Below are 13274 nucleotides of genomic sequence, written 5' to 3' on the forward strand. Positions count from 1 at the left end.
TTGACATAAAATTAAGAATCCGTTTGGTTAAAATTATACCAGACGGATTTTTTTATTATTATTTTTGCATACCAAAAAACACATTCTTTCCGAAACCACAATACTCTGTATGAAGCTATTCTGTTTTTTCTCTTTGTTTTTTACGCTTACTTTACAAGCGCAATTTCAAATAAACGGAATTGTAAACGACTCAAAAAATAAACCTCTTCCGTTTGCAACCATTACAACTTCAGACAATGCCAATACAATTACAGATGTTGATGGAAAATTTATACTTTCCTCAAAAGTAAAAATCAATTCTTTTACGGTTTCTTATGTTGGCTTTCAAACTAAAATCATTACGGTTTCAGACCATAAAAAGTTTTATCAGGTTTCGCTAAAACAAAAAACTGATGATCTTAAAGAAGTGATTGTTTCAAATGAAAATCCTGCATTAGCAATCTTAAGAAAAGTTATTACCAATAAAAACAATAATAATCCACAAAAAAAATTAAACAGTTTTGAGTATAAAACATACAATAAACTGATCGTAACAGCTAATCCTGATTCCATTATGGGCAGAGTTGACTCTTCTGCAGCTTACAAAGATTTAAAGAAAAAAAGAATAAACATTGACTCTTCCGATTATAAGTTTAAGGAAGTCATAACGAAACAGCATTTGTTCCAAACTGAAAAAGTATCGCAATATCAATTCGGAAACAAAAAACTCAAAGAAACTATTCTGGGCACAAAGATGGCCGGTTTTAAACAGCCTGTTTACGAAATCATTGCCTTCAATTTACAGTCCATTTCTATTTATGATCCGAAGTACGAACTTTTTGAAACCAAATACAACAACCCTGTTTCTGACGATGCGCTAAAAGATTACAATTATAAATTACTGGATACTGTCGCCATTAAAGGCCGAAACACCTTTATGATTTATTTTAAAAATAAAGAAAGAAGAAAGGCAGCCGGCTTAGAGGGCGTTCTGTATATTGATCAGGAAAATTTTGCCATTGCAAAAGCTGTCATGCGAATAAAAGGGGTACTCGATATTAGCGGAATTCATGAATTTGAATATGTTCCTGAAGAAAAAATATGGTTTGCGGACAATACCACTTTCAAAATCGTAAAAGGAAAGAACGATGATGACATTAAAATTTTGGGTGAAACTATTCAGTTTGAAGGGGATGCGGAAGATGCTTTTACCACCCGAAAAAAAACGGCTTCGGATTTTACTTATGTGCTTTCAGAAAGTAATAATTTCGACATTCATTACAATACTGCTTCACCTATAAAAGATCCGTCCCATTATATTGAAATTAAAGATGATGCAAGCACAAAATCAGAAGATTTCTGGAATGAATACCGAAAAGAAAACCTTGATATTAAAAGCCAAAGAACATATCAGTTATTAGACAGTATTTCAATTAAAAAAAGAATTGAAAAACGTTTAGGACTTGGCCGAAAAATTATCAACGGCTACATCCCGCTTGGTCCGGTTGATCTGGATTTAAAAAAAGTAATCAGTTATAATAACTATGAAGGTTTTCGGTTAGGACTTGGCGGAATTACAAATGATCGTTTTTCTAAATACTTCAGAATAGAAGGTTATGGTGCTTATGGAACAAAAGACGGTAACTTCAAATACAATCTGGGTTCCGGGGTTTTACTGGATAAGAAAACCAATACCTGGCTAAACGGATCGTACACTGATGATGTAAGGGAGATTGCGAGTACTGTTTTTGCTGTTGATAAACGTGTTTTTAAAATTTACGATCCCCGTCCAATCAATATCAGCACTTTTTACCATTATATCAGCTGGAAAACCGGCCTGCAGACGAAAATTATTCCGAAGACAGAAGCTGTATTTGAATTAGCAAGAACATATGTCGAACCAAAATTTGACTATATTTTTAATTTAAATGGGCAATCGTATTCCAATTATGTCATGACAACTGCTATGGCTTCTGTTGTCTGGGCACCGTTTAGTGATTTTATGCAGACACCAACAGGCAGATCCGAAACCGAAAAACGTTTTCCAAGATTTACTTTTCAGTTCACTCAGTCTTTGCCAAATATTCTGGATAATGATTTTACATTTAGCAAAATAGATTTTAAAACAGAGTACGAAAAAAAATATTTAGACGGACAAAAAACCAGTCTCTTATTACAGGGAGGGTACGCCATGGGAGATGTGCCAATAACTCATTTGTACAATACGATGCCAAATAACCTTAACAAGGAAACCATAATTCAGCGTATTACTTTTTCAGGCAGAAACAGTTTTGAAACTATGTTTTTTAATGAATTTTTCTCCAGCGAATATCTTTTTTTCCAGATAAAACATGGATTTAACCGGGTAAAAATCCTCAAAAAAGTTCGCCCTTCCTTAGTTTTAGTTACCAGAATGGCCTGGGGAAATATGGAAAAGCCTGAACAGCATGCTGGCCCGGCTTATAAAACACTGAACAAAGGTTTTTTTGAATCCGGACTTGAGTTAAACAAAATTTACAAAGGTTTTGGTTTAGGAGGATTTTACCGTTACGGGCCAAATCAATTGCCGGAATTCGAAGATAATATTGCGGTTAAGATTTCTTATGTACTGGATTTAGGATTATAAAAAATTTAAATCTCAATTAAAAAATTCCAAATTCCAATTTTTATATGATTGGGATTTGGAATTTTTAAATTTTGGAATTTATCAGACTTATGGCTTCAAAATCAAAACCGATGGTGTATTGTTTAGCCAGATACTTTGAGATTCAATTAATTTTTTCCAGCTGTCTAAACTTATAATCATTAAATTCTGAGTTTCTAAAAAATCTTTTTTGATTGTTCTGTCGTGCATAATCATAATATGGTTTGGTGCAATCTGCTCGATAGAGCGAATATTTTCCTGCATGTTTCTTGTACTTTTTACTTCACCACTGGTATCCAGAACTGTAATTTGCGAGCCATTATTATTGATTAATTTTCTGGCATAATCAATTAAAAAAGAATCTTCCTCACTGAAAATCGGCATAAAAATCCGATCCACTTCATCTAGATCTTTGTCAATAAAAATACCAACGGGCATTTTTGTTTTGGAAATAATATGACGTGTTCTTTCATCAAAAGGAGAGTTCTCAAACAGACCTTCTTTTCCGGTAAACTTATCAATCAACCGATCGGGATTTACAATTCTGGAGGTAAAGCCAAGGATTTTTCCAAGCAGGGTTCCTTCAAAAATAGATTGTCCCAGACCTATCAGCAACAAATCATATTCTCCCTGATTTGCTGTATCTATAATATCTGTATCAATATCATTGGTTACTTTAAAAACACTTACCATATTCTGGTTCAAACGTTCTGATTCTTCTATAACCGGAACCAGCATTTTGCGTTCATGATCTTTAACATCAAAAGAGTGAATTTCAGTACTAAGCGATAAATGCATCGCCGTAACAATTGAATTGTCGGTTTGTTTTTTCACTAAACTATTAGCAATCTGCAAAAGTTTTTTACCTCTTTCCGGAGTCGCAAACGAAAGCAGGATTTTGTATTTGCTTTTATTTCCAATTTCCTGGGGAATTATTGTTGGTTTATCCTTAAAAATATACCCAATAAAATCCAGGGCCGGTCCTGTCATAAAAGTAGTAACCAGAGCCATAATGACCATCATCGTAAAAATCTCTGTCGACAAAACTCCCAGATCATAACCAATATTTAAGACAACCAGTTCCATTAATCCACGTGTATTCATTAAGGCTCCGATAGCCAAGCTGTCTTTCCAGTTTTGTCCCACAAATTTTGCAGCCAGTGCACTTCCAAAAAATTTTCCGGCAACTGCAACTGCTATAATTACTGCTGTAACTTTCCATAAATACGGATCGTTAAGTAAACCAATCTGTGTACGTAAACCTGTAAATACAAAAAACAAAGGCAGCAAAACGATAATAGAAACGTCTTCGACTTTTTCAATAAAAATATTTCTGAATTTATTATTCTCCGGCATAATGGCTCCTGCTAAAAAAGCGCCAAACAAAGCATGAATCCCGATTAATTCTGATGCATAAGAAGAAAACAAAAGTGTTATAAAGAAAATAGCAACCACAGGTTTGTTCAGACTCTCGCGGGTTGAATTTAGATCTCCAACACGCTTAAGAAACGGACGAACTATTTTCAACATTACGATTACGTATAAAATCGCTAATCCAATAACATATAATGAACTGGCAAGTGAACCGGCTTTTACAATTGCAATTACAACTGCCAAAATACACCAGGCCGTAATGTCATCAGCTGCGGCACAGGTGATGGCAATAGTTCCGAGTTTGGTTTTCTGCATTCCCCTTTCCTGAACGATTCTCGCTAAAACTGGAAAAGCAGTAATACTCATTGCTATTCCCATAAATAATCCGAAAGAAGAAAATGCTACTCCCTGCGGCGCAAAAGTTTCATAAACAAAATAAGCCAGGGTCAATCCTAAAGCAAACGGAATCACAATACTCGCATGACTGATTACCACAGATTCGTGTGCTTTATTTTTTAATACTTTCAAATCCAGCTCCATTCCGATAACAAACATAAAAAGTATCAAACCAATCTGACTTAGAAACTGCAGATTCCCTAAAGATGCAGCCGGAAATAAAGCAGCTGAAAATTCGGGAAAGTACATCCCCACCAAAGAAGGCCCCAAAACAATTCCTGCAATCATCTCTCCGATAACTGATGGCTGTCCAATTTTCCTGAAAATCCACCCAAATAAACGTGCTGCCAGGATAATGGTTACAATTTGAGCCAGCAAAATAGCCAGAGGATGCTGTAGATTTTCAATCATTGAATGCAAAAAGTCATTCCAGTGATTGCTTTCAATTTTTTTCTGGACGATTCCACGACCTGCTTCAAGCGAAGCCCCTTTTGAAATCATCCAGTATATCAGAGCAGTAAAACCACCAATGACTGTAACGTAGAATAAAGAATTTTTAATATTATTCATAACCCGTATTTTAAATTATGGGACAAATATCTGCACTGAAAAGCTAGTGAAAAAGCAAATTCAGAGCTAATTTTCAATCTATGTAACAAGTCTGAAAAACTTTGTAATAAGTTAGATTTTGACCTTTTTTAAAAAGTCGGAACGATAGGTTTCACTTAGCAAAAGCGTAGTATTTTTATTGTTTTCTTCTAAATGATGCAGCACAATTTCGTTGTGATTAAAGAATTTGATTGCTTTTACTGCAACAATTTCTTTTTTATTCACACGACAGAAATCAGTTTCCGGCAATTCTTTTAAAAGAGTATCAAATTTCACATTCTTTAAATTCAAAAAACTTCCGTCTGACAAAAGAACTGTTTTATCACGGCTATCGCTTACGGCTGTTTTAATATACTGAATCTGATTAAAATACAATAAGGTTTTTCCTTTATCTGTATTGAGCTGAATGAATTTTTTAGCTGTTTCGGGTTTGCTAATTCGCTCAAAAGCTTTTGAGATTGCTTTTTGCAGACGTTCCAGCTTTACAGGTTTTGTAATATAATCTACAGCATCAATATTAAAAGCTTCGGCGGCATAATCTTTATAAGCTGTACAAAAAATCACGAGTTTATTGTGAATCATTTCAGCCAGATGCAATCCGTCAATTCCTGGCATTTCGATATCTGAAATCAACAAATCAAATTCGAGATCCGGAATTTCGGTCAATAGTTTTTCAGGATTATTAAACGTCTTTACGATTTCAACTTCGGGAATTTGTTCGCAAAGCATTTTCAGGTACGTTAATCCCGGTAACTCATCGTCCAGAAGCAAGCATTTCAGTTTTGTATTCAAGTAAATCTATTTTTAGATGTGCAATATAAATATCATTTTCTGTAAACCTTTCTAGTTTGAAATTGTTTTTGTAAATAATTCTTAAACGGTGTTCCAATGTTGTATTTCCTAAACCGCTTCGTTCCTTTTTTAAAACTTTTTTATCCGAAATTTTATTCGAAACTGTCATAAAGAAAGCATTGTCCTTAAACTCAAACACAACCGAAATAAAGGCATCAGCGCTTTGCAGATCAGCATGTTTAAAAGCATTTTCAATTAAATCGATCGAAATTAAGGGTGCCAGTAAAGGCTGTTCATACAATTTATCTTCTTTATTGATGTTGGTTTTTATCTTTAACTCAAAAAGCGGACTGATTTTAATTTTATTGATTTCGATCAGGTTCAGTGCAAAATCAATTTCTTCCTTGGCAGTAACAAATTTCTTTTTGCTTTCGTACAAAATATAATCCAGCACATTGGCCAGTTTATCCAAAGCAAAATAAGTCTGATAGGCATGTGACTGAATCGAATTTAGAATATTCTTAAACAAATGCGGATTGAGTTTTGATTCTAAATTTTCTAATTGCAGGTCATTTACTTTTCTTTCAAGGGCATAAAAACTTTCCTCAGCATTTTCTTTTGCTTTTTTAGACTGCATTAATTGATACACCATAAAACCAATGATGACAATAAGCAATAAAACAATTGCTAAGAAGATAAAATTTATAGTATTGCTTTCCTGCATAAATTTTTATTTTTTGCCAGAGATTCACACATTAAAAATAATTAATTCTAATAATCTTTAGCTGATTTTTTAATGACTCGAAACAAACTTAAGACCAATAATCGAAGCAATCAAAGTAGAAAGAAAAAATATCCGCCAGAAAGTGGCAGGCTCTTTAAAAATCAAAATTCCAACTAAAACAGTTCCAACCGCACCAATTCCTGTCCAGACAGCATAAGCTGTACCAATTGGCAAAACCTGAGTTGCCTTGTAAAGCAAAATCATACTGATTGAAAGACAGACAAAAAAACCAGCCATCCAATAAGTTGATACAATTCCGGTTGTTTCTTTGGCTTTTCCCAAACAAGATGCAAAACCTACTTCAAAAAGGCCGGCTATGATTAATAGAATCCAGTTCATTTTATTCTTTTTAAAATTAAATACAAAGATGAGAAAAGCTGATGTAAATCACAGTCAATCTCTAAATTATCTAAACATTATGAATGTTAATTTATGTTAACAAATCTCAAAAACGCCCCTGATTATTAATCATTTTTAACACTTTTCACTACATTTGCATCCATTTTACAAATTTTATGAAAAACACTATACAAGTAGGTTTTTGGGAAAAACTAGCCCGAATCATACTTAAAAACAGAATTACAATTTTAGTTCTCCTTGCTGCTTTAACTATTTTCTTTGGTTTTCAATGGAGAAATCTCTCCATGACTTATACAGAAGCAAACCTACTTCCTAAAAATCATATTGCCAATAAAGAATATCAGAAATTCTTAGACAAATTTGGTGAAGAAGGAAATCTGGTGGTTATTGGTTTTCAGGATAAAAGATTTTTTACTCCAAAAAATTATGCCGCCTGGAATGAATTGATGACAGGCTTAAAAAAATCGAAAGAAGTTGATCTGGTCGTTTCTTTAAATGATTTGAAAAAACTGGAAAAAGATACTGTTAACGAAAAATTTGTCTTATCCCCATTTATCGACCAAAGTAAAGCTCTTGATCCAGCTTATTTAAAAAATGTTCAGCATGAATTGTTTAATAATTTACCTTTTTATGAAGGCCTTTTGTTTAACAAAGAAAGCGGAAGTGTACGTTCTGCAATTTATATGAACAAAAATCTTGTAAACACTGCAGGGAGAAAGACTTTTATTCTTGAAAATTTAGTTCCTAAAATCAACAAATTCGAAAAAACCACCGGTATTGACTTAAAAGTTTCCGGAATGCCATACATCAGAACAATCAATGCGGATGATATGAAGGGTGAAATCGGGTTGTTTATCGGAGCATCTTTATTGACCGTTTCGCTGATTTTCTTTTTCTTTTTCCGTTCATTCAGGGCTACATTTATTTCGATTGTTATTTTGATTGTAGGTGTAACGTGGTCATTTGGAACGCTTGGGTTGTTTGGCTATAAAATCACTATTTTAACAGCTATTATTCCACCGCTGATTATTGTAATCGGAATCACAAACTGCATTTTCCTGATTAATAAATACCAGCAGGAAATTAAATTGCACAACAATCAGGCAAAAGCGTTACAGCGTGTTATTTCCAAAATTGGGCATTCAACTTTTATGACCAATTTAACTGCGGCGATTGGTTTTGCAACTTTGATGATTACAGGAAACGAATTACTGTTTGAATTTGGTTTGGTAACTTCAATCAACGTACTTTCTGTTTATACTTTGACACTTTTTATCGTGCCGATTATTTACAGTTTCATGCCTTTGCCAAAAGCAAAACATTTATATCACTTAGACAAAACTTATATTTCGACGCTTTTAAACACAGTTACAACAATCGTTAAAGGCAAAAAAACAATCGTTTATTGCATTTACGCTGTCCTGTTTCTTGTGAGTTTAAATGGCGTTAGGCAAATGAAAGTTTCGGGCAGTTTGATTGGAGAAATGCCAAAAACAGCTTCTTTTTTTAAAGATATTTTATTTTACGAAAAAGAATTCAACGGAGTGATGCCTCTTGAAATTATGGTAGACACCAAAAAGAAAAAAGGAGTTATGAAGGCTTCGACAATTCGTAAAATGGATGAACTGCAAAATACAATTGCAGAAATTCCGGAATTGGCAAAACCGGTTTCTGTAGTAAATCTGGTAAAATATTCTAAACAGGCTTTTTATAACGGAAACCCGGAATATTACCAATTGCCAACTTCGCAGGAACAGACTTTTATTTTGAGTTATGCTAAAAATGCGACCAAAAACAGCAAGGAAAACCTAATGAAGGCTTACGTGGATTCGACTGGACAATATGCCCGAATTACTACTTTCATGAAAGACATCGGAACCGATGAAATGGCTGTTGTAGAACAAAAACTGCGTAAAAAAATCGATGAAATTTTCCCTAAAGAGCGTTATGAAGTTACGATAACCGGAAAAGCACTGGTTTTTCAGAAAGGAACAACTTATTTAGCACACAACCTAATCGAATCCTTGCTTTTTGCAATTGCGACGATTGCAATTTTAATGCTATACTTGTTTAGATCTTTCAAAATGGTAGCAGCTTCTTTGATTACGAATATTTTACCGCTGTGCATTACTTCCGGATTAATGGGTTATTTTGGAATTCCGCTTAAACCTTCTACTATTTTGGTATTTAGTATTGCTTTTGGAATCTCGGTTGACAATGCGATTCAGTTTATGGCGAAATACAAACATGATCTGATTCAAAACAAAGGAAAAGTAAAAAAATCGGTTTTCAGCGCTTTGAGAGAAACCGGAGTAAGTACATTCTATACTTCTGTAGTTTTGATTTTAGGTTTTGCAACTTTCACTTTATCAAGTTTCAGCGGAACAATCGCTTTAGGAGGATTGATTTCTTGTACTTTAGTTTTTGCGATGTTTGCTAATTTGGTTGTTCTGCCTTCATTGGTTTTGACTTTTGAAAAGAAGAAAACTAAGAAAGAAGAATTGGAGAATTTGGAGAAATAATTTTCCATTCTAAATAAGGGAATTCGCCACGAATTCACGAATTATTTGTTTTTTATTCGTGAATTCGTGGCTTATAAATTTATACGAATAATGAAAAAGTAAAACACAAAGAGCTTCTCTTTAAAACGAATCCTCTAGCCCTGATAGAAGCGGTATCCTTTTTCTTGCTCCTTTAGCAAGAAAAAGATATAGCAGATAGCAGGAAACAGCTTCAAAAATTAATTATTATCGTTTATATTTGCAATTCGATATAAAAACTGATTTTATATGAATGTAAAATCAGCAATCTAAAAATCTAAAATTAAAATGAAACACACAAAAGTTAGAGACTTATTAAACAGTACGACGACGTTACAGGAAGTGAATGCAAAAGGTTGGGTGAGAACTTTTAGAAATAATCAGTTCATCGCGCTTAATGACGGTTCTACGATTAATAATATTCAATGTGTAGTTGATTTTGAAAATACACCAGAAGAGACTTTAAAAAGAATCACAACCGGAGCTTCGGTTTCTGTTTTTGGAACTTTGGTAGAAAGTAAAGGTGCGGGTCAGAAATATGAAATTCAGGTTTCTAAACTAGAAATCCTTGGAGATTCTGATGCTGAGAAATTCCCAATGCAGCCAAAAAAACACTCTTTAGAATTTTTACGCGAAAACGCTCACCTGCGCGTACGTACAAATGCTTTTGGTGCAATTATGCGTGTGCGTTCGGTATTGTCTTATGCGGTTCACAAATACTTTCAGGATAAAGGTTTCGTGTATGTAAACACGCCAATTATTACCGGAGCTGATGCTGAAGGTGCAGGTGAAATGTTCCAGGTAACTTCTTTACCATTGGATAATCTTCCAAAAAATGAAGAAGGAAACATTGATTTCAAACAGGATTTCTTTGGAAAACATACCAACTTAACGGTTTCCGGACAGTTAGAAGGAGAAACTTTTGCAATGGCTTTGGGTCAGATTTATACTTTTGGACCAACGTTTAGAGCAGAAAACTCAAACACTTCCCGTCACCTGGCAGAATTCTGGATGATTGAGCCTGAAGTTGCGTTCAACGACTTGGACGACAATATGGATTTGGCTGAAGATTTTATTCAGTATGTTATTAAATATGCTTTAGACAACTGTAAAGACGATTTGAAATTCTTAGAAGGAAGACTTTTGGAAGAAGAAAAATCTAAACCACAGGCAGACAGAAGCGAAATGAGTTTGTTGGAAAAACTAAACTTTGTTTTAGAAAACAACTTCAAACGTGTTTCTTATACGGAAGCAATTGATATTTTAAGAGATTCAACTCCAAATAAAAAGAAGAAATTCAGTTACCTAATCAACGAATGGGGAGCAGATTTACAATCTGAGCACGAACGTTATTTAGTGGAGAAACACTTTAAATGCCCGGTAATTTTATACGATTATCCGGCAAACATTAAAGCGTTTTACATGCGTTTGAATGACAACACAGAACCAGGAAGAGAAACAGTTCGTGCCATGGACATCCTTTTCCCAGGAATTGGAGAAATCGTTGGTGGTTCTGAAAGAGAAGAGCGTTACGATGTTCTGGTTCAGAAAATGGAAGCACTTGGAATTGACAAAGAAGAATTATACTGGTATTTAGACACCAGAAGATTTGGTTCTGCAACACACGCAGGTTTCGGTTTAGGATTTGAGCGTTTGGTATTGTTTGTTACAGGAATGACAAACATTAGAGACGTAATTCCTTTCCCAAGAACTCCTGGAAGTGCTGAATTTTAAGAAATAAGTTTAATCGGTTAATCGTTCATTCGGTTAACCGATTTTCACGAAACGACGATTTAACGATTAAACAAATAAACGATTAACATTAATGCTAAAGCAATTTTTAAATTTAAAATTATCCCAGAAATTATCTCCTCAGCAAATCCAGCTGATGAAGTTAATTCAATTGCCTACGCAAGCTTTTGAACAGCGTTTATTAGAAGAAATGAACGAAAATCCGGCTTTAGAAGCAGGTCAGGAAGATGAATATGAAGCTGACGAATTTACTAATGAGGAATATGATGATTATGCGGAATCAGACAGAATCGAGGCAGACGATATTAACATTGATGAATACTTAAGCGACGACGACACGCCTGATTATAAAACACAAGTCAATAATTATAGTGAAGATGAAGAACGCGAAACGCCTTTTGCTTCGCCGATTAGTTTTCATCAGGATTTGATCAATCAGCTGAATACTTTTATTCTGAACGATGAAGAGCGCGAAATCGCTGAATTTCTTGTAGGAAGCATTGATGATATGGGCTATATCCGCAGAAGTATTCCGGATATTGTAGACGATATGGCTTTCACTCAGGGAATTTACACTGATGAAGCAATGGTTGAAAAAATGCTGCATGTAATTCACGAATTGGAGCCTTCGGGAGTTGGGGCGCGTGATTTACAGGAATGTCTTTTATTGCAATTAAAGCACAAAACACCAACCGAATATGTAGATTTAGCAATTGACATTATCGAAAATCAGTTTGATGCTTTTACAAAGAAACATTACGATAAACTTTTACAGAAATACAGTGTTTCGAACGAACAGCTTAAAAAGGCGATTCACGAAATCGAAAGACTGAACCCAAAACCGGGCGGATCTTTTACGGGAAATAATAAAATCACCGAAAATGTAGTTCCGGATTTTGCTATCCGAATTGTAGATGGCGAGTTAGAACTAACCTTAAACGGGCGTAATGCTCCTTCCCTGCACGTTTCTAAAGATTATCAGGAAATGATGCAGACTTATAAAGAATCCCGTGATAAATCGACTGCGCAAAAAGATGCCGTTCAGTTTATTAAACAAAAACTGGATTCGGCCAAATGGTTTATTGATGCGATCAGACAACGACAGGAAACTCTTTTTGTAACCATGAACGCCATTATGCATTATCAGGAAGAATTTTTCTTAGACGGCGATGAAACCAAACTAAAACCAATGATCTTAAAAGACATTGCAGACATGGTTGGTTTAGATATCTCGACAATTTCCCGAGTTGCGAACAGTAAATATGTCGAAACACCATACGGAACCAAACTGATTAAAGAATTCTTCTCTGAAGCTATGAAAAATGATCAGGGAGAAGATGTTTCAACTTTGGAAATCAAAAAAATCCTTAAAAATACTATTGAGGAAGAAGATAAAAGAAAACCACTTCCGGACGATCAGTTAGCTGAAATCTTAAAAGAAAAAGGGTATCCGATTGCCAGAAGAACTATTGCTAAATACCGTGAACAGCTTGATATTCCGGTTGCGAGAATGAGAAAGAAAATTTAGCTTTTTGATAAAATAGAAAACCCGACAAAATTAAACTTTATGTCGGGTTTTTATTTGTATTAAAATTATTTGTACTGATCCGGAAATATCTTCACATTAAACAAAAATGCTTTCTTTTTATCACTATAACTATACACCAATGTATAATCATTGTCAGTAAAAACCTGAAGTCCGGGATTTGCTTTCGCTGTACTAATCAGGCTTTTTTCAATTTCTGTTTTTATAACACCTATTTCTGCTGTTTCTTTTACAACGTTCAACAAAGTCAAATTGTACTGAACAGTTCTTTCTTCATGTAAACTTACACTGTCTAAACGAATTCCTTCCTGAATCTTTAATGGGCAATTTTTATTGTATTTCCCAACTAATTCAGTTACTTCAATCTTTACTTCTTCAGCATTTTCTTCAAGAAAAAAATAAAAATAACCTACTGCTCCCAACGCAATTATAATAATTGTTAAAAATAGAACATTCTGCTTTCTCATATTTGTTTTGTTGAGACTTATGATTAGGGAT

The 13274-nt window shown here is 34.3% G+C and carries 9 protein-coding genes; 4 read left to right on the top strand and 5 right to left on the bottom strand.

What is annotated here, in order from left to right; genetic code table 11:
- Nucleotides 1-109 precede the first annotated feature (109 nt).
- Complete coding sequence (locus GXM16_RS15150; protein ID WP_163395332.1) at nt 110-2605, top strand: DUF5686 family protein; 2496 nt, start codon at nt 110-112, stop codon at nt 2603-2605.
- 87 nt (nt 2606-2692) lie between these two features.
- Here the strand turns inward: GXM16_RS15150 and GXM16_RS15155 are convergent, their stop codons facing one another.
- From GXM16_RS15155 to GXM16_RS15170, 4 genes are all read right to left on the bottom strand, one after another.
- A complete protein-coding gene (locus tag GXM16_RS15155) occupies nt 2693-4963 on the bottom strand; it encodes a cation:proton antiporter (protein WP_163395333.1) in 2271 nt (756 codons plus the stop codon).
- A gap of 111 nt (nt 4964-5074) precedes the next feature.
- A complete protein-coding gene (locus tag GXM16_RS15160) occupies nt 5075-5794 on the bottom strand; it encodes a LytR/AlgR family response regulator transcription factor (protein ID WP_163395334.1) in 720 nt (239 codons plus the stop codon).
- On the bottom strand, nt 5757-6518 hold the full coding sequence (locus GXM16_RS15165; protein WP_163395335.1) for a sensor histidine kinase: 762 nt from the start codon (nt 6516-6518) through the stop codon (nt 5757-5759). Before GXM16_RS15165 ends, GXM16_RS15160 begins: the two co-directional genes overlap by 38 nt.
- A gap of 69 nt (nt 6519-6587) precedes the next feature.
- Complete coding sequence (locus tag GXM16_RS15170) at nt 6588-6917, bottom strand: DMT family transporter (RefSeq protein WP_163395336.1); 330 nt, start codon at nt 6915-6917, stop codon at nt 6588-6590.
- 176 nt (nt 6918-7093) lie between these two features.
- Between GXM16_RS15170 and GXM16_RS15175 the strand changes: the two genes are divergently transcribed.
- From GXM16_RS15175 to rpoN, 3 genes are all read left to right on the top strand, one after another.
- Nucleotides 7094-9460: an efflux RND transporter permease subunit gene (locus GXM16_RS15175; protein WP_163395337.1), complete on the top strand. Its 2367-nt coding sequence runs from the start codon at nt 7094-7096 to the stop codon at nt 9458-9460.
- Between the two features lie 306 nt (nt 9461-9766).
- Nucleotides 9767-11212, top strand: a complete 1446-nt coding sequence (asnS, locus tag GXM16_RS15180; RefSeq protein WP_163395338.1) for an asparagine--tRNA ligase — start codon at nt 9767-9769, stop codon at nt 11210-11212.
- A 91-nt stretch (nt 11213-11303) separates the two neighbouring features.
- The gene (gene rpoN / locus GXM16_RS15185) at nt 11304-12758 is read left to right on the top strand and encodes an RNA polymerase factor sigma-54 (RefSeq protein WP_163395339.1); all 1455 of its coding nucleotides are present in this window, start codon (nt 11304-11306) and stop codon (nt 12756-12758) included.
- A gap of 65 nt (nt 12759-12823) precedes the next feature.
- Here the strand turns inward: rpoN and GXM16_RS15190 are convergent, their stop codons facing one another.
- Nucleotides 12824-13243, bottom strand: a complete 420-nt coding sequence (locus GXM16_RS15190; RefSeq protein WP_163395340.1) for a hypothetical protein — start codon at nt 13241-13243, stop codon at nt 12824-12826.
- Nucleotides 13244-13274 lie beyond the last annotated feature (31 nt).

Source organism: Flavobacterium limi, assembly GCF_010645075.1.
Classification (GTDB): Bacteria; Bacteroidota; Bacteroidia; order Flavobacteriales; family Flavobacteriaceae; genus Flavobacterium; species Flavobacterium limi.